General features: G+C 71.9%; 22 protein-coding genes. 10 read left to right on the top strand and 12 right to left on the bottom strand.

The window, feature by feature from the left end; genetic code table 11:
• Nucleotides 1-47: 47 nt before the first annotated feature.
• Nucleotides 48-1,772 carry a ubiquinone-dependent pyruvate dehydrogenase gene (poxB, locus tag ITJ50_RS16600; protein ID WP_194590964.1) on the bottom strand — a complete coding sequence of 575 codons (1,725 nt, stop codon included), beginning with the start codon at nucleotides 1,770-1,772 and terminating at the stop codon, nucleotides 48-50.
• Nucleotides 1,773-1,870: 98 nt separating this feature from the next.
• Here poxB and ITJ50_RS16605 point away from each other — a divergent pair, with 98 nt between their 5' ends.
• Entirely contained in the window at nucleotides 1,871-2,578 is a 708-nt protein-coding gene (locus tag ITJ50_RS16605; RefSeq protein WP_194590965.1) for a phosphatase PAP2 family protein, read from the top strand.
• 12 nt (nucleotides 2,579-2,590) lie between these two features.
• Here the strand turns inward: ITJ50_RS16605 and ITJ50_RS16610 are convergent, their stop codons facing one another.
• Nucleotides 2,591-3,835 carry a multidrug effflux MFS transporter gene (locus ITJ50_RS16610; protein WP_194590966.1) on the bottom strand — a complete coding sequence of 415 codons (1,245 nt, stop codon included), beginning with the start codon at nucleotides 3,833-3,835 and terminating at the stop codon, nucleotides 2,591-2,593.
• Nucleotides 3,836-3,881: 46 nt separating this feature from the next.
• On the opposite strand from ITJ50_RS16610, the gene ITJ50_RS16615 reads away from it, so the two are divergent.
• Complete coding sequence (locus ITJ50_RS16615; protein WP_040419831.1) at nucleotides 3,882-4,322, top strand: MarR family winged helix-turn-helix transcriptional regulator; 441 nt, start codon at nucleotides 3,882-3,884, stop codon at nucleotides 4,320-4,322.
• On the opposite strand, the gene soxR is transcribed toward ITJ50_RS16615, so the two are convergent.
• The 3 genes from soxR to ITJ50_RS16630 form a co-directional block, all read right to left on the bottom strand.
• Nucleotides 4,319-4,828, bottom strand: coding sequence for a redox-sensitive transcriptional activator SoxR (soxR, locus tag ITJ50_RS16620; protein WP_071251755.1), 510 nt, complete (start codon nucleotides 4,826-4,828; stop codon nucleotides 4,319-4,321). The two genes, ITJ50_RS16615 and soxR, sit on opposite strands and share 4 nt — an antisense overlap.
• A gap of 79 nt (nucleotides 4,829-4,907) precedes the next feature.
• Nucleotides 4,908-5,954 carry a YdcF family protein gene (locus ITJ50_RS16625; RefSeq protein ID WP_323749920.1) on the bottom strand — a complete coding sequence of 349 codons (1,047 nt, stop codon included), beginning with the start codon at nucleotides 5,952-5,954 and terminating at the stop codon, nucleotides 4,908-4,910.
• 2 nt (nucleotides 5,955-5,956) lie between these two features.
• Nucleotides 5,957-6,412, bottom strand: coding sequence for an iron chaperone (locus tag ITJ50_RS16630; protein WP_031259984.1), 456 nt, complete (start codon nucleotides 6,410-6,412; stop codon nucleotides 5,957-5,959).
• 91 nt (nucleotides 6,413-6,503) lie between these two features.
• Between ITJ50_RS16630 and mgrA the strand changes: the two genes are divergently transcribed.
• On the top strand, nucleotides 6,504-7,547 hold the full coding sequence (mgrA, locus tag ITJ50_RS16635; RefSeq protein WP_194590968.1) for an L-glyceraldehyde 3-phosphate reductase: 1,044 nt from the start codon (nucleotides 6,504-6,506) through the stop codon (nucleotides 7,545-7,547).
• A 588-nt stretch (nucleotides 7,548-8,135) separates the two neighbouring features.
• Nucleotides 8,136-9,389: an MFS transporter gene (locus tag ITJ50_RS16640; RefSeq protein ID WP_071251758.1), complete on the top strand. Its 1,254-nt coding sequence runs from the start codon at nucleotides 8,136-8,138 to the stop codon at nucleotides 9,387-9,389.
• A 77-nt stretch (nucleotides 9,390-9,466) separates the two neighbouring features.
• Here the strand turns inward: ITJ50_RS16640 and mnhG are convergent, their stop codons facing one another.
• From mnhG to ITJ50_RS16675, 7 genes are all read right to left on the bottom strand, one after another.
• Entirely contained in the window at nucleotides 9,467-9,814 is a 348-nt protein-coding gene (mnhG, locus tag ITJ50_RS16645; protein WP_228499857.1) for a monovalent cation/H(+) antiporter subunit G, read from the bottom strand.
• Nucleotides 9,815-9,819: 5 nt separating this feature from the next.
• Nucleotides 9,820-10,158, bottom strand: coding sequence for a hypothetical protein (locus ITJ50_RS16650; protein WP_083389355.1), 339 nt, complete (start codon nucleotides 10,156-10,158; stop codon nucleotides 9,820-9,822).
• Entirely contained in the window at nucleotides 10,155-10,736 is a 582-nt protein-coding gene (locus tag ITJ50_RS16655) for a Na+/H+ antiporter subunit E (RefSeq protein WP_017887555.1), read from the bottom strand. Before ITJ50_RS16655 ends, ITJ50_RS16650 begins: the two co-directional genes overlap by 4 nt.
• On the bottom strand, nucleotides 10,733-12,424 hold the full coding sequence (locus ITJ50_RS16660; RefSeq protein ID WP_017887554.1) for a Na+/H+ antiporter subunit D: 1,692 nt from the start codon (nucleotides 12,422-12,424) through the stop codon (nucleotides 10,733-10,735). The genes ITJ50_RS16655 and ITJ50_RS16660 overlap by 4 nt, the downstream gene beginning before the upstream one ends.
• Nucleotides 12,421-12,831 (bottom strand): Na(+)/H(+) antiporter subunit C, encoded by a 411-nt coding sequence (locus ITJ50_RS16665; RefSeq protein ID WP_017887553.1) that lies wholly within the window; start codon nucleotides 12,829-12,831, stop codon nucleotides 12,421-12,423. Before ITJ50_RS16665 ends, ITJ50_RS16660 begins: the two co-directional genes overlap by 4 nt.
• Nucleotides 12,828-15,740 carry a Na+/H+ antiporter subunit A gene (locus ITJ50_RS16670; protein WP_194590969.1) on the bottom strand — a complete coding sequence of 971 codons (2,913 nt, stop codon included), beginning with the start codon at nucleotides 15,738-15,740 and terminating at the stop codon, nucleotides 12,828-12,830. Before ITJ50_RS16670 ends, ITJ50_RS16665 begins: the two co-directional genes overlap by 4 nt.
• 101 nt (nucleotides 15,741-15,841) lie before the next feature.
• Nucleotides 15,842-16,594: an SDR family NAD(P)-dependent oxidoreductase gene (locus ITJ50_RS16675; protein WP_042539867.1), complete on the bottom strand. Its 753-nt coding sequence runs from the start codon at nucleotides 16,592-16,594 to the stop codon at nucleotides 15,842-15,844.
• 45 nt (nucleotides 16,595-16,639) lie between these two features.
• On the opposite strand from ITJ50_RS16675, the gene ITJ50_RS16680 reads away from it, so the two are divergent.
• The 6 genes from ITJ50_RS16680 to ITJ50_RS16705 all read left to right on the top strand — a co-directional run bounded on the left by ITJ50_RS16680 (nucleotide 16,640) and on the right by ITJ50_RS16705 (nucleotide 21,780).
• Entirely contained in the window at nucleotides 16,640-17,362 is a 723-nt protein-coding gene (locus ITJ50_RS16680) for an SDR family oxidoreductase (protein WP_056073227.1), read from the top strand.
• Complete coding sequence (locus ITJ50_RS17975; RefSeq protein ID WP_140449187.1) at nucleotides 17,359-18,018, top strand: FadR/GntR family transcriptional regulator; 660 nt, start codon at nucleotides 17,359-17,361, stop codon at nucleotides 18,016-18,018. Before ITJ50_RS16680 ends, ITJ50_RS17975 begins: the two co-directional genes overlap by 4 nt.
• A gap of 68 nt (nucleotides 18,019-18,086) precedes the next feature.
• Nucleotides 18,087-18,707: a DedA family protein gene (locus ITJ50_RS16690; protein WP_042539863.1), complete on the top strand. Its 621-nt coding sequence runs from the start codon at nucleotides 18,087-18,089 to the stop codon at nucleotides 18,705-18,707.
• 10 nt (nucleotides 18,708-18,717) lie between these two features.
• Nucleotides 18,718-19,614, top strand: a complete 897-nt coding sequence (locus ITJ50_RS16695; RefSeq protein ID WP_140449188.1) for an SMP-30/gluconolactonase/LRE family protein — start codon at nucleotides 18,718-18,720, stop codon at nucleotides 19,612-19,614.
• A 7-nt stretch (nucleotides 19,615-19,621) separates the two neighbouring features.
• Nucleotides 19,622-20,773, top strand: a complete 1,152-nt coding sequence (gene rlmC / locus ITJ50_RS16700; RefSeq protein WP_017887546.1) for a 23S rRNA (uracil(747)-C(5))-methyltransferase RlmC — start codon at nucleotides 19,622-19,624, stop codon at nucleotides 20,771-20,773.
• 302 nt (nucleotides 20,774-21,075) lie between these two features.
• Entirely contained in the window at nucleotides 21,076-21,780 is a 705-nt protein-coding gene (locus ITJ50_RS16705) for a transglycosylase family protein (protein WP_140449189.1), read from the top strand.
• The last annotated feature ends 12 nt before the right edge of the window (nucleotides 21,781-21,792 follow it).

A 21,792-nucleotide genomic window follows, 5' to 3' on the forward strand; every position in this document is an offset into this window, starting at 1 on the left:
CGCGGTGCCAGCTGGCACCGCGCCTCCAGTCCGTCGTCCGCTCGCGTCTACAGCAGCTGGCGCGCGTTGGTGGACGCGAGGTCCAGCAGCTCGTCGCCGCGACCCGACAGCACCGTGCGGATGGCGTAGAGCGTGAAGCCCTTCGCCTGCTCGAGCGTGACCGCCGGGGGCATGGAGAGCTCCTGGCGGTTCGCGCGGACCGACACGAGCGCGGGGCCGTCGTGCGCGAGCGCGGCGGCCATCGCGTCCTCGAAGTCGTCGGACACGTCGACCTGGAAGCCCTTGATGCCGATCGCCTCGGCGACCGCGGCGAAGTCCGGATTCTGCAGCTCGGTGCCGTAGTTCACGAAGCCGGCGGCCTTCATCTCGAGCTCGACGAAGTTGAGCGACGAGTTGTCGAAGACCACGATCTTCACGGGCAGCTTGTTCTGCACGATCGTGATGAGCTCGCCGAGGAGCATCGTCAGCCCGCCGTCGCCGGCCAGCGCGATCACCTGCCGGTCCGGGAAGGCGGTCTGCGCACCGATCGCCTGCGGGACGGCGTTCGCCATCGTGCCGTGCACGAACGAGCCGATCAGCCGACGCTTGCCGTTCATCGTGAGGTAGCGCGACGCCCACACGACGGGGGAGCCGACGTCGGGGATGAAGACGGCGTCCTCGGCGGCGAGCCGGTCGAGCACCCGGGCGACGTACTGCGGGTGCAGGGGCTTCTTCTTCCCGGCGGGGACCGCCAGGTCGTCGAGCTTCTCGCGGGTCTTCCGGTAGTGCTTCAGGGAGTCCTCGAGGTGCTTCGTCGGGTGCGAGCCGGTCAGCAGCGGGACGAGTGCGAGGGCGGTGTCCTTGACGGTGCCGACCAGGCCGATGTCGACCGGGTGCCGACGGCCGAGTTGCGAGCCGCGGATGTCGACCTGCACGTGCTTCGCCTTGGCCGGGAAGAACTGCTGGTACGGGAAGTCGGTGCCGAGCATGAGCACGACGTCGGCGTCCTCCATCGCGCGGTACCCGGAGGCGAAGCCGAGGAGCCCGGTCATCCCGACGTCGTACGGGTTGTCGTGCTCGATGTACTCCTTGCCGCGCAGTGCGTGCACGATCGGGGCCTGCAGGCGCTCGGCCAGGGCGACGACCTCGTCGTGGGCGTCCGCGACGCCGGCTCCGGCCAGGATCGTGATCCGGTCGGCACCGTTCAGCAGGTCGGCGGTGCGCTGCAGCTCGGCCTCGCTCGGCACGATCCGCGGGGTGGTCCGCTCGATGCGGGTGACGCGGTCGTCCTCCGCCTCGGCGAGCAGGACGTCGCCGGGGATCACGAGCACCGCGACGCCGCGCTTCTCGATCGCCTCGCGCATCGCGATCTCGAGCAGGCGGGGCATCTGCACCGGGTCGGCGACGTACTCGACGTAGACGGAGCACTCGCGGAAGAGCTCCTGCGGGTGGGTCTCCTGGAAGTAGCCGGAGCCGATCTCCGCCGTGGGGATGTGCGCGGCGATCGCCAGGACCGGTACCCGAGAACGGTTCGCGTCGTACAGGCCGTTGATCAGGTGCAGGTTGCCGGGGCCGCAGCTGCCGGCGCAGACGGTCAGGTCACCGGTCAGGGCAGCTTCGGCCGAGGCGGCGAACGCAGCAGCCTCCTCGTGACGGACGTGCTCCCACCGCATCGTGCCGTCCTTGCGCAGGGCGTCGGTGAAGCCGTTCAGGGAGTCCCCGGGCAGGCCGTAGACCCGGTGGATGTCGTTGGCGCGGAGGGTGGCGACGATGTTCTCGGCAACGGTTGGCATGCGTCCTGTCTACTCCCGACCGCTGCGCTGAACGCTTTCGGATGATCGTGAGGCTCGCTCGACCCCAGATGCCGAGGTCGGGCTGTCACGATGGTCTGATGACCGACGACGCGCCGCTCCTCCGTCCCCGCCGACGGGAGCCCGCCGCGTACGGGATCCTCGAGCGCTCGCCGTACCCGCTCGTCTCGGTGGCGATCGCCGTCGTCGCGGTCGTCGTCATCACGATCGTCGGGTTCACCCTGGGCACGGTGGACCTCGGGCTGTCCACGGCCCTCAACGCGTTGCACACCGGGTTCACCGGGGTGTTCACCACGGCGGTCTACCACGTGATCAGTCCGGCCCCGGCGATCGGGATCACGGTCGTCGTCGTCGCCGTGATCTGGTGGCGCACGCGCGACCTGCGCCCGGCGCTGGCGTTCGGCGGCACGATCGCGATCACGTGGGTGCCGTCCGCCGTCGTGAAGGAGATCGTGCACCGTGCCCGGCCCGACGTCGCCGTGCTGCCGCACCCGTTCCCGGTGCAGCCCGACCCCGGGTACCCGAGCGGGCACACGGTCTACATCACGGCGTTCGTCATCGCCCTGATCTGGCTGCTCCGCGAGACCCGGTGGCACCGACTGGCGTTGACGCTGGGAGTCGTGGCCATCGTGATCGTGTTCTTCGCGGTGTCGATCGACGCGGTGCACTACCCGACCGACGCCGCTGCCTCGATCCTGTGGGCGCTCGCCGTGGCGCCGGGGGTGCGGGTGGTGTGGGTCGACTGGCTCATGCCGCGGGTGCCGTTCCTGCGGCCGCGGCGGGGCTGACGCCGGGCTGGGTCAGCGGGCCGTGCTGGTCCGGCCCCGCGCCGCGAGCAGCGCCACGACGGCCACCACCGAGGCGGCGAGCATCACGATCGCCAACGGTGCCGCGGTGTCCGAGCCGCCGATGCTGACGAGCGGGGACACGAGCGCCGCGAGCCCGAACTGCAGCGCACCGAGCACGGCCGAGGCGCTGCCGGCGGCCGACGGAACCGCACCGAGGGCGAGCGCCGTGGCGTTGCCGAGCACCAGGCCGAGCGAGCCCACCGCGGTGAACAGCGGCACGGCGAGCCAGATGACCGGCGCCCCGGAGGCGACGAGCAGCGCGAACGCGACGGTCGACGCGAGCACGAGCACGATGCCGAGCGACAGCACCCCGGTGACCGAACGGGTCGCGGTGAGCTTGGCGGACAGGATGCTGACGCCCATCAGCGCCAGGGCGTTCAGCCCGAAGGCCAGGCCGTAGCCGACCGTGCCGAAGCCGATCATGTCCTGGTACAGGAACGGTGATGCGGAGATGTAGGCCATCATCACGGCGAACGCGAAGCCGAACACGGCCGTGTAGCCGAGGAACGTGCGGGAGCGCAGGGCTCGGAGTGCGGAGCCCGAGCCGCGGCGTTCCGCGCGCAGGGTGTCGCGGTGTTCCTTCAGGTGGGTCTCGCGGATCACGGCGAGGACCGCGACGAGCATGACGACCGACAGGCCGAGCACGATCGAGAGCAGGCCGCGCCAGCCGATCGGGCCCGTGAGCAGACCGCCGAGCAACGGTGCGACGACCGGGGCGACCCCGCCGACGATCATCATGAGCGAGAACGCCCGGGCGGCGGACTTGCCCGTGGCCAGGTCGGAGATGACCGCACGGCTGATCACCATGCCGGCCGCACCGCCGAGGCCCTGCAGCAGGCGGGCGGCGATGAGCACGCCGATGTTCGGCGCCAGCACCGCGGCGATGCTGGCGAGCACGCACACGGCGGCACCGGCGATGAGCGGCGGCACGCGGCCGAACCGGTCGGACAGCGGGCCGAACACGAGCTGGCCCGCGGTCACGCCCACCAGGAACGCGGTCAGGGTGAGCTGCACGGCGGTGGCGCTCGCCCCGAGCTCGGTGGTCATCTGCGGGAACGCCGGCAGGTACAGGTCGGTGGCGAAGGGGGCGACGGCGCTGAGCAGGCCGAGCACCAGGAGCAGCGCGGTCGTGATGCCCTGCTGCTTGGTCGTGGGTGTCGCGATCGTCGCGCGGATGGTTCCGGTGTCCGTGGTCATTGTTATGAAAGCATAACTCATCGCCGGAGATCGGTACAGTACGGACATGCACTCCGCCGTGTCCGACCACGTCCTCGCCGAGTTCGCGGATGTCCTGCTCAGGATCGCGCGTGACATCGATCCACACGGCTCCGAGACGCTCGACATCGTGCCGCTGACCGGCACCGAGGCGCTCGTGATGCGCTGGATCAACCGCAACCCGGGCACCTCGCCCAGCGCCACCGCCGAGGCCACCGCCCTGCAGCGCAGCAACCTCAGCGTCGCGCTCCGGTCGCTCGTGGCCAAGGGGATGGTCGAGCGGCGCCAGGACCCCGCCGACGCCCGTACCGTGCAGCTGCACTCGACCGCGCTGGCGCAGGAGAGCGTCGACCGGCTCTACCGGCACTGGTCCGGCAAGCTCCGGACGGCACTCGGCGGCGACGAGCGGGGCACGGCCGAGGCGCTCGCGCTGCTGCAGCGGATCGACGACGGACTGCGCGCGGGTTAGGCGACAGCGTCCTCGGCAGCGCCGGCAGCGCCGGCCGCGTCGTCCTCGATCGGCAGCAGTCGGCGTGCGCCGTGCCCCTCGTCGCCCAGGGTGTCGCCCGGGTTCACGACCGAGCAGGCCCCGAGCGAGACGCAGCCGCAGCCGATGCACTGCGTCATCTCCTGCTGCAGGCGCTCGAGCTCCAGCTGGCGGGCCCGCAGTCGTGCGCGCCACCGCTCGTTCAGCCGGTTCCAGTCGCGCAGCGAGGGCATGCGGTCGGCGGGCAGCGCCTCGAACTGCTCGGCGACCTCGCTGAGCGGGATGCCGAGGCGCTTGGCCACCTGGATGATCGCGATCCGCCGTTCGACGTGCCGCGGGTACATCCGCGTGCCACCGTCGGTGCGCTCCGGGTGGATCAGCCCCTTGCGCTCGTAGAAGTGCAGGGCCGAGGCGGCCACGCCCGTGCGGCGCACGATCTCGCCGATGGGCAGCAGGTCGGTGGGACGTGGCGGCTGGATCTCGACCATGGTCGAGATCTTACGGCGGCTCGGACCGGAGGCGCGTGGCGGGCCCGCCACGGGCCTCCAGTCCGTCCGTGGGTCGCGTCTACCGCTGCTGGAACGACTCCCAGAGCAGGAACCCGGTGAACAGCACGAACGGCGTGCAGGCGACGACGTTGAGCCAGCGGTGCTCGACGATCACGGCCGCGAACTCCCGCAGGAACGCGCTCGGGACGTAGTACGCGGCCGTGCGCGCGCCGACGACCTGGGCCGGCAGGTCGAGGCGACGGGCCAGGGTCGCGGCCCGCAGCACGTGGTAGTTGTTCGTGACCACGACCATCTGGCCGTCCCGTCCGGCGGCCGTCTGCACGTCCCGCGAGAACCGCAGGTTCTCGCGGGTGTTCCGGGACGCGGTCTCCGGCACCACGTCGTCCGGGTCGGCGCCGTTCGCCACCAGGTACTCGGCCATCGCGGTGCCTTCGGGGCGGGGTTCGTCGTCGCCCTGCCCGCCGGACGGCACGAGGAGCGGCCGGCGTCCGGCGCTCCGTTCGGCCCGGTAGACGCCGAGCGCCCGGTCGAGCCGGCTCTGCAGCAGCGGTGGGACCTCGCCGTGCACGAGCCCGGAGCCGAGGACGACGATCGTGTCGGGGACGATGCCGTGCCGCGTCCGCCCGTAGACCACCGAGTACAGGGCGAAGGCGACCAGGGACAGGGCGAAGTACCCGCAGACGAACACCATCAGGACGGCGACCGCGATCTTCGTGCCGTCCCAGAGCGTGAAGCCCTCACCGCTCCCCGAGACGAGCAGGGCGATGGCGACCGCCGGCAGCACGAACACGGCCACCCCGGCGGCGAGCGACAGCAGGTTGCCGACGCTGCGGCCCTCGGCCCGGAGCATCTGCAGGCCGTTCGCGACCAGGGCGACCCCGAGCACCACCACGACGAGCGGCACGAGCAACAGCACCACGGCGACGAGCAGGCTGAACCCGGGGACCACCGCGGTCAGCACGGACACGACCGTCGCGAGCCCGAACAGCACGGCCGCGGTCAGGAACACCCCGTTGCGGAGCATCCGCGGGTCCCGGCGTCGTCCGAGCAGGTACAGCACCAGGAACAGCAGGGCGAAGACGGGAGCGGCCCCCAGCCCGAGCACCGTCACCCGACCGCGCGGCGGATCAGCTCGGCCACCCGTGCCTCGTCGGCCTCGGAGAACTCCGGGCTGATCGCCCACGACGTCGGCCAGAACGTGCCGTCGTCGAGCGCGGCCGAGTCCTGGAACCCGAGCGTCGCGTAGCGGGCCTTGAACTTCGCGGCGTCCTGGAAGAAGAACACGGCCTTGCCGTCGCGCGCGTAGGCGGGCATGCCGTACCAGAGCTTCGGCGCGAGTTCGGGTGCGACCTCGAGCGCGAGGCGGTGGATGCGCTCCGCCAGGCCGCGGTCCGGCTGGGGCATCTCGGCGATCTTCGCCTCGACCGCCGCGGCGTCGGCCGCTGCCTTCTCGGCCTTGGTGCCCTTCGTGCTGCGGGTGCGCTTGACCTCGGCGGCGTGCTCCTGCATCGCCGCGCGCTCCTCGTCGGTGAAGGTGGTCTCGGTCTTCGTCGTCCGTGCCATCGTCGTCTCCTCGTGGTCTGGTGCACCCATCATGGGTCCGCGAAGCGAAGCACGCGAGGCCGTGGCCGTCTTCGAGTGCCAGGCTCGTTGCATGACCTACATCGCCAGTGACGACCGCTACGACTCGATGACGTACCGCCGGACCGGCCGCTCGGGCCTCGACCTGCCGTTGCTCTCCCTGGGCTACTGGCACAACTTCGGGGACGACATGCCGTTCGAGAACCAGCGCGCCATCAGCCGTCGGGCCTTCGACCTCGGGATCACCCACCACGACCTCGCGAACAACTACGGCCCGCCGTACGGCGCCGCCGAGGTGAACTTCGGCCGCCTGATGCGTGAGGACTTCCGGCCGTACCGTGATGAGATGGTCGTCTCGACGAAGGCGGGCTGGGACATGTGGCCCGGACCGTACGGGCAGGGCGGCGGCTCGCGCAAGTACGTGCTCGCCTCGCTCGACCAGTCCCTGCAGCGCACGGGCCTGGACTACGTCGACGTCTTCTACTCGCACCGCCTCGACGCGTCGACCCCGCTCGAGGAGACGATGGGCGCCCTGCACACCGCGGTCCAGCAGGGCAAGGCGCTGTACGTCGGGATCTCGTCGTACGACGCCGAGCGCAGTCGGCAGGCAGCCGAGATCCTCCGCGACCTCGGCACCCCGCTCCTCATTCACCAGCCCTCGTACTCGATGCTCAACCGTTGGATCGAGACCGAGGGGCTGCTCGACACGGCCGGCGAACTCGGCTTCGGCGTCATCGGCTTTACCGCCCTCGCGCAGGGGCTGCTGACCGGCAAGTACCTGAACGGTGTGCCCGAGGACTCCCGAGCGGCGGCGGGCAAGTCCCTCGACGCGTCGAGCATCACGCCCGAGGTCGTCGAGCACCTCCGCGCCCTGCACGACGTCGCCGCCGCCCGCGGCCAGTCCCTCGCGCAGCTCGCGCTCGCCTGGGCACTCCGTGACGAGCGGGTGACGTCGCTCGTGATCGGTGCGTCGCGGGTGTCGCAGCTCGAGGACAACGTCGCCGCGCTGTCGAACACGTCGTTCACCGACGAGGAGCTCCGCGTCATCGACGAGCACTCCGTCGGCATCACCGACGTCGACCTGTGGGCGGGAGCCCGCGCGGGCGAGGTCTCCTGACCCGAGCGACCCGCCGCAGCAGTTCCTCGGCTGGTCGCATCTCGTTGCCCGGTCATCTCAGCTGACTGGTCGCGACACGTCGCGGGTCGCCTGCCGACTGGTCGCGAACTGTCGGCTGGCGGCGCCGCAGGCGACGGTCTGCGACCGCGCCGCGGCCGGCCGACGGGGTGTCGTGACCGCTGCGGGGCCCTGGGCGTGCGGCACGGCGGACGGGAGGCGCGGGGCACGCCGCCACGCGCCTCCCGTCCGCCGTCCGGTCGCGTTCCGTCGCGTTCCGTCGTGGGGCCGGCCCGCGCGGCCCGGTCACGACACGTCGCGGGTCACCTGCCGACTGGTCGCGAACTGTCGGCTGGCGGCGCCGCAGGCGACGGTCTGCGACCGCGCCGCGACCGGCCGACGGGGTGTCGTGACCGGCGGGACCAAGCCCGGCCCGAACTCCTCCGGGGCCCGGACGCCCGCTTGGTACGATGGGCGCTGTTCAGAACACGCAGTGTGTATCTACCGGCCGCCGGCTCCCCGGCGGACAACGGCGGCACCCGATGGGTCCGCCCCCGCCGAACCGGGTCGGGCCGAGAAGGCACAACCCCGATGCTCCAGACCCGTTCCACCAGCGACACCGGCACCACTCCGGCCGCAGCCGACGCCTCACTCGTCTCCCTCGCCGGCCGTTGGTACTTCCCCGTCGCGTTCATCGCCCGGCTCCCGTTCGCCATGATGGTCGTCGGCGTCCTGACACTGGTCGTCGCCACCCGTGACTCCGTCGCCCTCGGTGGCGTCAACTCCGCCGCCGTCGGCATCGGCTCGGCGATCTTCGGCCCGATGGTCGGCGCCGCGGCCGACCGCTTCGGCCAGCGGGCGGTGCTCGTCCCCGTCGGCCTGGTGAACGCGGCGCTGCTCGGGTTCTTCCCGTTCGTCGTCAGCGGCACCGCGCCCGACCTCGCGGTCCTCGCGGTCGCGTTCTGCATCGGTGCGTCGGCCCCGCAGGTCGCCCCGATGTCCCGCACGCGGCTCGTCGCGATCATCGGCCAGCGGATGGCCCCGGCACGGCGCGAGAAGACCCTCAGCGGCACCATGGCCTACGAGTCCGCCGCCGACGAGACCGTCTTCATCATCGGGCCGTTCCTGGTCGGCATCCTCGCCAGCGCGATCGCGCCGTGGGTGGCCGTCGCCGGCGCCTCGGTCCTGACGTTCGTGTTCGTCACCGCATTCGCGCTGCACCCGACCGGCAAGCTCGTGGTCGGCCAGCACGCGGAGCTGACGCAGGCACCCGCGCGGCAGCTCCTGCGCCCGCGACTCGTGGTGGTGGTGGTCGGCATCCTCGGTATCGGCCTGTTCTTCGGCTCGACGCTCACTTCGCTCACCGCGTTCATGGAGACCCACGGCGAGGCCTCGCAGGCCGGTCTGCTCTACGGCCTGATGGGCATCGGGTCCGCCGGGTTGGCGCTCGGGTCGGCGGCGTTCCCCCGGGCGTTCGGCCTCGGTTGGCGCTGGCTCGTCTTCGGTGTCGTGCTCCTCGGCGGTGCGATCGCGTTCGCCAGCGCCGACTCCGTCGTCGCCGCGGGCGTCATCCTCGCGGTCATGGGCATCGGGATCGGGCCGACCCTGGTCGCCCAGTACAGCCTCGGCTCGGACCGGTCACCCGTCGGCCGCTCCGCCACCACCATGACGATCCTCGGGTCCGCGGTCATCGTCGGCCAGTCGATCGCCTCCGCGATCGCGGGTGACGTCGCCGAGCAGCACGGCACCGCAGCGGCGATGCTGCTGCCGGCGGTCTCCGCCGCCATCGTCGTGGTCGCCGCGGTCGGCAACCTGCTGCTGCCCCGCCGGGTCGCGACCGCCTGACGGCGAACGTGACCACCTGACGGACGGGAGGCCCGTGGCGACGCCGCCACGGGCCTCCCGTCCGTCAAGTGCCTGCGTTAGGACTCCGTGTCGTCGACGAGCAGGTCCTCGTGCCGGTAGTCGTCGGCTCGCAGGCCGGCGCGGGCGATCATGTGCGTCGAGACCGGCACCAGGAACAGCTGGAACACCATGATCGGCAGGACGACCCAGAACGCCGTCCACGTCCACACCGCGACGACGATCGCGGCCAGCGCGAGGGCGAGCCCGAGCACCTGCGGCTTCGCCATCGCGTGCAGGCGGACGAGCGGGTCCGGGAACCGGACGATGCCGACCCCTGCCCCGAGCGACAGCAGGGACCCGACGAGCAACAGCCCGACGGCGATCCAGGCCCGGAGGCCGGCGTCGTCGACGAACGACTCGATCATCTCGATCACGACTGGTCCTCCTCGGCGCGCTCGGGTGTGGTGGCGGTCAGGCCCTCGTCGGACGGGTCCGCCGAGGGGGTGACGGCCCGGGCGACAGCGACGGTGGCGAACACGCTCGTGGCCGAGATCACCACGAGCACGGGGATGCCGGTCAGGTCCTGGCGGACGACCATCGCGGCGGCGATCACCACGAGCACGGTCGTCAGCACCATGTCGGAGCCGATCATGCGGTCGAGGATGGTCGGACCGCGCACGATGCGGAACACCGCGAGGGCGAACGTCGCCCCCAGGAGCGCGAGCACCAGCGCGACGGCGACGGCCATCACCACGACGGCGGGGCTCACCGGGTCACCTCCGGCAGCGGCTCGGACAGCTCGGAGACGTCCTGCTTCGACCCGAGTGCACGGATCACCATGGCCTCGATCCGGAGTGCCATCCGGCGTTCGTCGTCGACCTGTTCCAGGCGCTCGGTGTCGAGCACGTGGAGCAGCAGCCGGCGGCGCCGCAGGTCGACGTCGGCGACGTACGACCCGGGCACGAGCGAGACCGCGAGGGTGGCGAGCGTGAAGGTCATCTCGGACGTGGAGTGCAGCTGCACGAGCGTGATCGAGCTGCGCCGCACACCGCGCGGGCGGAACGCGACCCAGGCGACCCGGAACGACGCCACGATGACCAGCCCGGACCACACCACCAGGAACCGCAGCACGTGCACGATCGAGAACCGTGCGGACAACGGGACCGGCGGGAGCGGCAGCGCCTGGGTGACGATGAGCGCCACGACGATGCCGCAGAGCAGCGTCAGCGGGGTCCACGACCCCCAGAGCAGCGCCCACAGCACGGTGAGCCCCGCGACCAGGGGCACGTCGTAGCGCCACGCCAGTGCGATCCGCCTGGCGTTCGAGATGCGGCGGACGTCGGTCATCGCTCACCTCCGAGCACGGCCTGCACGTAGCGGTCGGGTGACTCCAGCGACTCCGCTGCGCGGGTCGCGTAGCCGTAGAGCGGGCCGGCGACGACGGTCAGGGCGACGGACCCGAGCACCGCGACGGTCGTCACGCCGACGAGCATGCGCGGCAGGCGCACCTTCTCGGGGGCCTCGCCGACCGCCTCGGTCGCGCCGGTGGTCGGACTGGAGGCGGTGGCCGCGTGCGGTGCGTCGGTGACCGTCACCGAGCCTCCCGGGTGGTACGCCTCGCCCGTCTCCTCGGAGACGGTGAGCGGCGCCGGTTCCGGCGACCGCAGGTGGGCGTGCGGTTCGGCGCTCGTCGCGTGCGGGGCCGCGGCCTCGGCCGCGGGCTTCGGCCGCCAGAAGGCGGCGTCCCAGACCCGCATCAGCGCGTACAGGGTGAGCAGCGAGGTGACGACGCCGGCGCCGATGGTGACGTACGCCATCGGGGACCCGTCCTCGGCGGCGGCGCGGAACAGGCCGAGCTTGCCGATGAAGCCGGAGAACGGCGGGATGCCACCCAGGTTGAACGCGGGGATCAGGTACAGGGCGGCCAGCAGTGGTGCGGCCTTCAGCAGTCCGCCGAGCGACCGGGTCGAGGTCGTCCCGCCGACGCGTTCCATCAGGCCGGACACCAGGAACAGCGTGGTCTGCACGACGATGTGGTGCACCGTGTAGAACACCGCGGCCGCCGTGCCCGCGACGGTGCCGAGGCCGACGCCCATCACCATGAAGCCGATGTGGCTGATCAGCGTGAAGGACAGCAGTCGTTTCACGTCCGTCTGCGACACCGCGCCGAGCACCCCGACCACCATCGTCAGCGCCGCGACCACCAGCAGCACCTCGTTGAGCTGTGGCCGCGGGAAGATCACCGTCTCGAGCCGGATGATCGCGTAGATGCCGACCTTCGTCAGCAGGCCCGCGAAGACCGCCGTGACCGGTGCCGGGGCCGTCGGGTACGAGTCCGGCAGCCAGAACGCCAGCGGGAACACCGCCGCCTTGATGCCGAACCCGATCAGCAGCATCGTGTGCAGGAGCAGCTGCACGTGCTCCGGCAGGTCGGCGACGCGTTCGCTGATCTGGGCGATGTTCACCGTGCCGGTGGCGCCGTAGACCAGGCCGATGGCGGCGAGGAAGATCGCCGACGCGATCAGGCTCGTGACGATGTACGTCGTGCCCGCCCGGACACGCTGTTCACTGCCGCCCAGGGTGATGAGCACGTAGCTCGCCACCAGCAGCATCTCGAACGCGACGTACAGGTTGAACAGGTCGCCGGCGATGAACGAGTCGAGCACACCCGCCGCGAGCACCAGGTAGGTCGGGTAGAAGATCGTGACCGGGGCGTCCTCGTCGTCGGCGGCCAGGCCCTGCCCGATCGAGAACAGCAGGACGAGCAGCAGGACGCTCGCACTGACGGTGAGCAGCAGGGCGCTCAGCCGGTCGACGACGAGCGAGATGCCGTACGGGGCGTCCCAGCCGCCGACCTGCACCACGATCGTGCCGTGCCGGTCGACCAGGACCATGAGCGTGGCGGCGACGGCCAGGGCCACGACGAGCACCACGACGGTGATCGCGCGCTGGAGCTTCTGGTGCCGGAGGAGTCCGAGCGCGACCGCGGCACCGAGCAGCGGGACGAGGACGAGGAGCGGGACGAGCCAGGTCATCGGGTCGCCTCCTGTTCTGCGTCGGTGGTGGTCTCCGGGTCCTCGTCGGCCGGCTCGTCGCGGTCGCGGCCGATCGCGGCGTCGGCCTCGTCGACCTCGACCTCGTCGGCACGGGACAGCTGCCACGACCGGTGGATCAGGGCGAGCAGGAACGCGCTGACGGCGAAGGTGATGACGATCGCGGTCAGGGCGAACGCCTGGGGGAGCGGGTCGGTGATGCCCTCGGCGCTCTTGCCGATCGGCGGGTCGCCCGCGGCACCGGACATCACCAGCAGCAGCAGGTTGAGCGAGTTGCCGAGCAGCAGGAAGCCGAGGAGCATCCGCGTCAGGGAGCGTTCGAGCAGCAGGTAGACGCCGCACGAGAACAGCACCGCCATGGCGATCACGAGGACGAGGGTGACGGTCACGTGGCGCTCCCTTCCGGGGTGGGGGCATCGAGGGTGTCGCCGACGGACTCCTCGGTGGTGTCGCGTGTCGGGGTCGAGGCGTCCTCGAGGCGCTGCCGGTCGACCTCGGCCCCGAGACTGCGGAGGACGTCGAGCACCAGGCCGACGACGACCAGGTACACGCCGATGTCGAAGAACGTGGCGGTGACGAACTCGACGTGGCCGAGGACCGGGACGGTGGCCTCGAAGAACTCGGAGTACAGGGCTTCGCGGCCGAAGAACAGCGGCACGATCGCGGTGATCGCGGCCGTCGCGACCCCCAGGCCGAGCAGGCGACCGGCGCGCACCGGGGCCGCGGCGCCGAGTTCGGCCGGTCCGCCGGCCAGGTAGCGGGCCGCGAGCGCGATGCCGGCGACCAGGCCACCGGCGAACCCGCCGCCGGCGGCGTTGTGCCCGGCGAACAGCAGGTAGACCGACAGGACGATCAGGCCGTGGAACAGCAACCGGACGACCACGTCGAGCAGGGCCGAACGCCCGGTCGGGATCGCGGCGCTCGTCGGCAGCCAGGCGCGGGGCTCACCGTCGGTGCGCTCGCCGTTCGCGGTCAGGGTCTCCGGCAGGTCGCGCAGCCGGGGCAGGGTGTCCTCGCGCGAGTTCACGAAGATCAGGCTCGCGACACCGGTGGCCGCGGCGACCACGACGGTGAGTTCACCGAGGGTGTCCCAGCCGCGCAGGTCGACGAGGGCGACGTTCACCACGTTGAGACCGTGCCCGAACGAGCTCGTCAGCGCGGGCAGGTCCGGCCAGAGGGGACGCGCGGTGCGGGCCGAGGCAGCGACGACGACGACGATCGCGAGCGTCAGCCCCGCCAGCCCGGCGAACAGGGCCCGCACGATGCGGAACCGCGACGGGTTCGTCGTCGCGATGCGCGGGGGCAGTCGGCGCAGGACCAGGACGAAGGCGATCAGCGTGACGGTCTCGACCACGAGCTGCGTCAGGGCGAGGTCGACCGCGCCGTGCAGGACGAACAGCACCGAGAGGCCGTAGCCGGTGACGCCGACCAGGACGGCGGCGGCGAACCGGGTCTTCGCCGTGAGCACCGCGATGCCGGCGATCGACATCACGATCATCACCGGGATCTGGCCCCACGAGTCGGCGAAGCGGACGTGGAACTCCCACGGACCACCGAGCACCAGGTTGGCGAGCGCCCCGGCGACGAACACCGACAGGATCACCGTCAGGTAGTAGGGGAGCGAGCCGCGCTGCAGGCTCGCGGTGAGCCCGGTCGCTCCGCGGTCGAGCAGCCGCATCCCGTGCCGGTACGTGCCCGCGGCGCTCGGGAACCCGGCGAGCCGGTGCTGGATCGCCTCGACCGGTCGGCGCAGGGCGAACAGTGCGAGGCCGCCGACCAGGGTGATCGCGGACAGGCCGAGCGCGGGCTCCAGGCCGTGCCAGAGCGCGAGGTGCGGGACCGCTTCGCCGCCGAGCGCCGCGGTCGTCGCAGCGGGCTCGATGCCGTGCGCGACCACCGGGGTGAGCAGGCCGAGGGCGAGGCCGGTGAGCGCGAGGACCGAGGGGACGACGGCGAGGCCGTGCAGGGCGTGCGGCTCGGCGGTCGCGACGCCGGGCTTCCGGGCGAAGGCGCCCCACAGGAAGCGCAGCGAGTACGCCACGGTGAGCACCGAGCCGACGGTCACGCCGATCAGGGCGAACCACGCCCAGCCGGCGTCGGGGCCGTGCAGCGACTCGGTGAAGCCGGTCAGCACGGCTTCCTTCGCGACGAACCCGATCGTGGGCGGGATCCCGGCCATCGACACCAGCGCGAGCACCGCGACGACCGCCAGCCACGGGCGGGCGCGGCCGAGCCCGCTGAGCCGACCGAGGTCGCGCGTGCCGGCGACGTGGTCGATCGCGCCGACGACCAGGAAGAGCGTGGACTTGAAGGCGGCGTGCGCCACGAGCAGCGCGACCCCGCCGAGGGCGACCGCGGGGGCGCCCCATCCGGCGGCGAGCACCAGGAACCCGAGCTGCGCCACGGTGCCGTAGGCGAGCAGGAGCTTCAGGTCGGTCTGGCGCAGCGCCCGGTACCCACCGACGAGCATCCCGGCGACACCGAGCAGCGTGATGGTCTCGCGCCAGCCGTCGAGCAGCGCGAACGCGGGGGCGAGCCGGGCCACCAGGTAGATGCCGGCCTTCACCATCGCCGCGGCGTGCAGGTACGCGCTGACCGGGGTGGGCGCGGCCATCGCGGCGGGCAGCCAGAAGTGGAACGGCACGATCGCCGACTTCGTCAGTGCTCCGAGCAGCACCAGGACCACCGACACCGAGACGACCGTGCCGCTCGGGGGGTCGGCGACGATCCCGGACAGCGACGTCGTACCCGCTGCGACCGAGAGCATCACGAGACCCGCGAGCATCGCCAGGCCGCCGGCGGTGGTCACCACGAGCGCCTGCATGGCGGCGGCACGGCTGGCGCGCTTCGCGGCGTCGTGCCCGATGAGCAGGTAGGAGAAGACCGTCGTGGCCTCCCACAGGACGAACAGCACGATGACGTCGTCGGCGATCACGAGCCCGTACATCGAGCCGGCGAAGGCGGTCAGGACCCCGGCGAACCGACCGAGCCCGGGTTCGTCCCGCTCGAAGTACGAGGCGCAGTAGACCAGCACCAACGCGCCGACGATCGACACCACGAGGGCGAGGACCCACGACAGGGCGTCCATCCGCAGCGTGACGTCGAGGTCGAGCTGGGGGACCCACTGGTGCCGTTCGACGACGCTGCCGTGCAGGGCGGCGTCGGTCTGGGCGATCGTCAGCACCGCGGCGGCGGCAGGGGCGAGGGCTGCGACGAAGAAGACGCGGCGCCCGAGGACGGGGGTCAGTGCGGGGACGATCAGGGCGACGATCGCGAACGCGACGAGGACGAAGACCATCGGGCACCTCCTCGGGGTCGGGCGGCAGTCCGGCTCACTGGGCTCTCACAGCTTACGAAGCGAGCCATGTGGAGAACCTGTGCGTCCGGACAGCAGTCCGCTCAGGTCCGACCGTGCGCGCGGGCGGGGATCTGGGTCGCGAGCTTGCCGCCGGAGACGTCGAGCAGGGTGCCCGTGATGTACCCCGAGGCGTCGCTCGCCAGGAAGACGAGCAGGTCGGCGACGTCGTCCGGAGTCTCCCACCGGCGGAGTGACAGCGTGTCCAGCAGACGGTCCTGTGCCTCGGTCGGCATCGTCGCGAAGCCGTTCATCGCCGTCGGCACCATGCCGGGTGCGTACGCGTTCACGGTGATCCCCCACGGGCCGAGCTCGGACGCCAGGACCCGGGTGAACGAGACGACCGCGGCCTTCGACGCCGCGTAGGCCGCGCTCCCGACGCTCGGCACGATCGCCGCGAACGACGCGGCGTTGACGATCCGACCGCGCCCGGCCGCCTGCATCACCGGTGCGACGGCCTGGCTCATCAGGAACGTGCCACCGAGGTTGACGTCCATGCAGCGGCGCCAGGCGTCCCACTGCAGTTCGGCGACCGTGCCCGTGACGTTGATGCCGGCGTTGTTCACCAGGACGTCGATCGTGCCGTGCCGCCCGACGACCTCGTCCACGGCGTCGCGCACGGACGCCGGGTCGGCGACGTTGCACACGACGTGCTCGAGCGGGAAGTCCGGTTCGAAGGCCAGGTCGAGTGCGACGACGCGGCACCCTTCGTCGACGAAACGGTCGGCGAGCGTGCGGCCGATCCCGCGCGCTGCGCCGGTCACGACGACCACGCGGTCGGTCAGGTCGAGGTGCATCGTTGCTCCCGTCGTCGGTGCCTTGAATAGGCATACTATTCGAGCATGACGGATCAGCGTGTGCTCTGGGTCACGGGTGGGGGCAGCGGCATGGGGGCCGCGGGTGCCGAGGCGGCGGCACGGGACGGCTGGACCGTGGTGCTGAGCGGGCGTCGCGCGGACCGACTCGAGCAGGTCGCAGGCGCCATCCGGGCAACCGGCGGGACCGCGGACGTCCTGCCCCTCGACGCGAACGACCCCGCAGCCGTGGCCGCCGCACGTGACGTCGTGCTCGAGCGGCACGGCCGGCTCGACGGACTCCTGCTGGCGGCCGGGCTCAACGCCCCGCGACGCCGGTGGGACGACCAGTCGCTGACCGACTTCCGGGCGATCGTGGACACGAACCTCACCGCGGTCGTCACCGTCGTGGACGCCGCGCTGCCGGCACTCCGCTCGTCCGGCGGTGTCGTGGTCGTCGTGTCCTCGTACGCCGGGTGGTCCTTCCAGCCCGGGGCCGGCGTGGCGTACTCGGCGAGCAAGACCGCGCTCGGATCGGTCGTCCGGAGCCTGAACCAGCAGGAGGCCGAGCACGGCGTGCGTGCCACACACCTGTGCCCGGGCGACGTCGCGACGGACTTCCTGGACCAGCGGCCGGAGGTCCCCGACGCGGCCGCCCGCCAGCGCATGCTCCAGCCGGAGGACGTGGGGCGGACCGTCGCCTTCGTGCTCGGGGCGCCGGCTCACGTCCGCGTGGACGAGCTCGTGCTGTCGCCGGTCTCCCAGCGGTGACGAGCACCTTCGATCGGGTCCTCGACCAGGTCGGTGACGCCGTGGTCTCCGGCACCCTGGCCGCGGGGAGCCGCCGGAGCGTCGACGACATGGTGGCCTGGACGGGTGCCAGTCGCAGCATCGTCCGCGAGGCGGTGCGTGTCCTCGTCGCCCTCGGCCTGCTCACCGCCAGGCGCCGGGTCGGCGTCACCGTCCTCGATGCGGATCGGTGGGACGTCCTGGACCCGCGCGTGGTGCGGTGGCGCCTGCGGGGCCCGGACGGCGACCGGGTCGCGGTCGAACTCCGCGAGCTGCGCGCGGCGGTCGAACCCGCCGCGGCCGCCGCAGCAGCCCGGCGAGCGGCGCTCGACGCCTGTGCGGACCGACGGGAGGCGCTCCGCACCACCGCGGACGAGCTCGCGGCCGCCGCGACCCGCGACGACCGCCCCGACTTCGTGACCGCGGACGTGCGGCTCCACGCGCTCGTGCTCGACCTGTCCGGCAACACGCTGTACCGACGCCTGCACCGGGTCGTGGGCCAGGTCCTGCTGGAACGCGGGAGCATCCGTCCGGACCGGCACGACGTCGGCCTCCACCTCGCGCTCGCCGGTGCCGTGGTGGACGGACGGCCGGACGACGCGGCCGCGGCGATGCGGGCGATCGTCGACCGGACGTGAGCGGCGCGCCGCCGACCTGCGAAGATGGAGGCCGGTGCGCTCCCTCCGGTGCCCGTGGAGGGTGAGTCGTGGACGCAGCACAGGACCTGGTCGTCCAGCTCGTCGGCACCCCGTGGGCCTTCCTCGTGGTCGGCCTGGTGCTCGCCGTCGGCAGCGTGGCGGTCTTCCTCCCCAGCCAGGCACTCGTCGTCGCGATCGGCACGCTCCTGGTCGGTGGCGACGGTGGGCTCGTGCCGGTGCTCTTCCTCGTCGTCGCGGCGTCGATCGGCATGGTCCTCGGCGATCTCGGGCTGTACCACCTGGCGCGCTCCGTCGACCTCGGTTCGCGGTCCTGGTTCGCGCGTCCGAAGGTCCGCGCGGCCCGCGACGCCATCGACGGCCGCTACCGCGCCGCTCCCGGGCGCATCGCGGTGCTCGGACGCTTCATCCCGATGGGCCGGTTGACGACGAACCTGGTCGGCGCGGACAGCGGGCTCGACCTCCGGCGCTTCCTGGTCAGCTGCGTGCTCGCCGACGTCGTGTGGGCCGCGTACTGCGTCGGCATCGCCGCGGCCACCGGGCGCTGGAGCCGCGAGCAGCCCTTCCTCGTCACGACCGTCGCCGTCGTGGCGTCGATCCTGCTCGGCTTCGCGATCTCCGCGATCGAGAAGGCCGTTCGACGACGCAGTGAGGCCGCCGCCGCAGCCTGAGGAAAGTAGTGTGGGCACCCCGTTCGAAGGAGAACCCGTGCTGCTCGACGACCTCGTGCCGGACCCCGACGCGCTCGACCGCATCGCCACCGGCAGCACCTGGGCCGAGGGCCCCTGCTGGATCCCGACCACGCGGACGCTGCGGTGGTCCGACATCCCCGGCGACCGGATCCTGCAGTGGCACGCCGACTCCGGGGAGACCTCGGTGTACGCCGACGGTGTCGAGTTCACCAACGGCCGCACGCTCGATCGCGACGGCAGCGTCGTGCAGTGCTCGCACGGCCTGCGCCGGGTGGAGCGTGACCGCGACGGGGTCGTCACACCGATCGTCGACACGTGGAACGGCGTCCGGTTCAACTCCCCGAACGACGTCGTCGTCGCGCGGGACGGCGGTGTCTGGTTCACCGACCCCGCCTACGGCATCACCCAGCCGCGCGAGGGACACCCCGGCGTCCGCGAGTACGGCGACCACTGGGTGTTCCGGTGCGGACCGGCGGGCGAGGACCTGCGGCCCGTGGCGACCGACCTCGACGAGCCGAACGGCCTGGCGTTCGACCCGGACGAGCGGGTGCTGTACATCGCGAGCTCGTCGGGCGACGAGCCGGTCATCCGCGCGTACGACCGCCGGGGCGACCTGCTGAAGAACGGTCGGGTGTTCGCGCGGCTCGAGCCGGGCGAAGGCGCGCCGGACGGCATCCGGGTCGACGTGCACGGCAACGTCTGGTCGTCGTCCCACCGCGGCGTCGTCGTGTTCGACCCGGCCGGGGCACGCATCGGCGAGGTCGCCGTCCCCGAGGTCACGTCGAACCTGTGCTTCGGTGGCGACGACGGCACGACGCTCTTCCTGACGGCGACGACCTCGGTGTACCGGATCGCCACGACGACGCGGGACGCTGCCGTATCCTGACTCGGCCATGCAGTGCGACTACTTCGACCGCGGGGTGTGCCGGTCGTGCACGCTCATGGGCCAGCCCTACGCTGACCAGGTCCTCGACAAGGAACTCCGGACGCGCGAGCTCCTGCACGACGCCGTCGAGGCCGCCGGGGGTCCCGGTGCGGTCTCCTGGTCACCGGCGATCACGAGCCCGGAGTCGGGGTACCGGAACAAGGCGAAGATGGTCGTCGGCGGGTCCGTCGAGCACCCGACCGTCGGCATCCTCGACCACCGGCAGCGCGGGGTCGACCTGCGGCACTGCGGGATCTGCACCCCCGGCATCCGGCACGCGCTGCCCGTCCTGGCCGGGTTCGTCACCACCGCGGGGCTGATCCCGTACGACGTCGCCGCACGCCGCGGTGAGCTGAAGTACGTCCTGGTCACCGAGTCGCCCGACGGCGAGCTGATGATCCGGTTCGTGCTGCGTTCGGAGGGGCAGCTGCCGCGACTCCGACAGCACCTCGACACCCTGCGCGCCGCGCTGCCGAACGCGGTCGTCGTGACCGCCAACCTGCTGCCCGAGCACAAGGCCGTCACCGAGGGCGACCGCGAGGTCGTGCTGACCGAGCAGGAGACCCTGCCGATGCGCCTCGGCGGGATCACGATGCACCTGCGGCCGCAGAGCTTCTTCCAGACGAACACCGGCGTCGCGACCGAGCTGTACGCGCAGGCCTCGACCTGGATCGACGAACTCGATCCCGCGTCGATGTGGGACCTGTACTGCGGCGTCGGCGGGTTCGCGCTGCACGCCGCTCGTCCCGGCCGTGCGGTGACCGGCATCGAGTCGAGCGCCGAGGCGATCCGCTCGGCGAAGCAGTCGGCGCGTGAGGCCGGGCTCGAGGGCGTCCGGTTCGCCGCCGACGACGCCACGGAGCACGCCCTCCGGACCCGTCCGGATGCGGTGCCCGAACTCGTCGTGGTGAACCCGCCGCGTCGCGGGATCGGCGAGCGGTTGTCGACCTGGCTCGAGGAGTCGGACGTGCAGCACGTCGTCTACTCGAGCTGCAACCCGGTGACCCTGGCGAAGGACCTGGCCCGCATGCCGTCGTTCCGGCTCCGACGGGCCCGGGTGCTCGACATGTTCCCGCAGACCGGCCATCTCGAGGCCGTCACGCTCCTGTCGCGGGCGTGATCCGGGCCTCCCGGTCGTCATTGCCAGGGAATTGCCAAGGTGACGTACCCGGGTACGGGTCGATGACCATGGCCATGGGAATCGAGGCGTACAGGTTTCCGCCAGGGGTACATAGCATGAACGGGTAGAACCGTTTGTCTCAGTTTGATAACGGTGAAGAGTTTCCTATGGTTGCCGACCGAGGTGCCGCCGGCCCGATGACCACTGCCCCCGGTGGCGCACCCCACAACTGACCGCGATCGGTCGGGGTGGGCAGTGGATCCCGCAGCAGATGCGGCTCGTGACCCCGGTGGAGCAATCACATGAAGAAGCTTTCCCGTACCCGCACCATCGTCGGCGGCCTGGCGTTCGCCGGCATCGCCGCGACCGGTGTCGGCCTCGCGGCAACCCCCGCGAACGCAGCGTCCGGTTCGACCTGGGACCAGCTCGCGCAGTGCGAGTCCGGCGGCAACTGGGCCATCAACACCGGCAACGGCTACTACGGCGGCCTGCAGTTCAACCTCGGCACCTGGCAGGCGAACGGTGGCGCTGGCAACCCCGCCTCCGCCAGCCGCGAGGCCCAGATCGCCGTCGCCGAGCGCGTCCTCGCCTCGCAGGGCTGGGGTGCCTGGCCCGCATGCTCCGCCCAGCTCGGACTGAGCGGCACCAGCGGTGCGGCTCCCGCAGCGGCCGCTCCGGCGCCCGCGCCGGCTCCTGCTCCGGCCGAGCAGGCCGCCCCGCAGCCGGCGGCTCCGGCTCCGGCCCCCGCCGAGCAGGCTGCGCCGCAGCAGGCCGCGCCGAGCACCACCGAGTCGACGCCGGCCCCGGCAGCGACCGCGCCGAGCAAGCCGGCCCCGGTCAAGACGAGCGGCAAGACGTACACGATCGCCTCGGGTGACACGCTCGACACGATCGCGACGAAGCTCAAGATCGAGGGCGGCTGGAAGCAGCTCTGGGCCGCGAACACGTCGACCATCGACGACGCGAACCTGATCTACTCCGGCCAGGAGCTCCAGCTCCCCGCCTGATCTCTCCGCAGA

The sequence above is a fragment of the Curtobacterium sp. VKM Ac-2889 genome (assembly GCF_015350855.1).
Lineage (GTDB): Bacteria > Actinomycetota > Actinomycetes > Actinomycetales > Microbacteriaceae > Curtobacterium > Curtobacterium poinsettiae.

What these genes read in the sequence shown, in the direction of transcription:
- ITJ50_RS16680 (WP_056073227.1), top strand. Translation starts at nt 16,640, where the DNA reads ATGACGGATCAGCGTGTGCTCTGGGTCACGGGTGGGGGCAGCGGCATG.
- poxB (WP_194590964.1), bottom strand. Translation starts at nt 1,772, where the DNA reads ATGCCAACCGTTGCCGAGAACATCGTCGCCACCCTCCGCGCCAACGAC.
- mgrA (WP_194590968.1), top strand. Translation starts at nt 6,504, where the DNA reads ATGACCTACATCGCCAGTGACGACCGCTACGACTCGATGACGTACCGC.
- mnhG (WP_228499857.1), bottom strand. Translation starts at nt 9,814, where the DNA reads ATGATCGAGTCGTTCGTCGACGACGCCGGCCTCCGGGCCTGGATCGCC.
- ITJ50_RS16705 (WP_140449189.1), top strand. Translation starts at nt 21,076, where the DNA reads ATGAAGAAGCTTTCCCGTACCCGCACCATCGTCGGCGGCCTGGCGTTC.
- soxR (WP_071251755.1), bottom strand. Translation starts at nt 4,828, where the DNA reads ATGGTCGAGATCCAGCCGCCACGTCCCACCGACCTGCTGCCCATCGGC.
- ITJ50_RS16605 (WP_194590965.1), top strand. Translation starts at nt 1,871, where the DNA reads ATGACCGACGACGCGCCGCTCCTCCGTCCCCGCCGACGGGAGCCCGCC.
- ITJ50_RS16615 (WP_040419831.1), top strand. Translation starts at nt 3,882, where the DNA reads ATGCACTCCGCCGTGTCCGACCACGTCCTCGCCGAGTTCGCGGATGTC.
- rlmC (WP_017887546.1), top strand. Translation starts at nt 19,622, where the DNA reads ATGCAGTGCGACTACTTCGACCGCGGGGTGTGCCGGTCGTGCACGCTC.
- ITJ50_RS16660 (WP_017887554.1), bottom strand. Translation starts at nt 12,424, where the DNA reads ATGACCTGGCTCGTCCCGCTCCTCGTCCTCGTCCCGCTGCTCGGTGCC.
- ITJ50_RS16630 (WP_031259984.1), bottom strand. Translation starts at nt 6,412, where the DNA reads ATGGCACGGACGACGAAGACCGAGACCACCTTCACCGACGAGGAGCGC.
- ITJ50_RS16670 (WP_194590969.1), bottom strand. Translation starts at nt 15,740, where the DNA reads ATGGTCTTCGTCCTCGTCGCGTTCGCGATCGTCGCCCTGATCGTCCCC.
- ITJ50_RS16655 (WP_017887555.1), bottom strand. Translation starts at nt 10,736, where the DNA reads ATGACCGACGTCCGCCGCATCTCGAACGCCAGGCGGATCGCACTGGCG.
- ITJ50_RS16675 (WP_042539867.1), bottom strand. Translation starts at nt 16,594, where the DNA reads ATGCACCTCGACCTGACCGACCGCGTGGTCGTCGTGACCGGCGCAGCG.
- ITJ50_RS16640 (WP_071251758.1), top strand. Translation starts at nt 8,136, where the DNA reads ATGCTCCAGACCCGTTCCACCAGCGACACCGGCACCACTCCGGCCGCA.
- ITJ50_RS16610 (WP_194590966.1), bottom strand. Translation starts at nt 3,835, where the DNA reads ATGACCACGGACACCGGAACCATCCGCGCGACGATCGCGACACCCACG.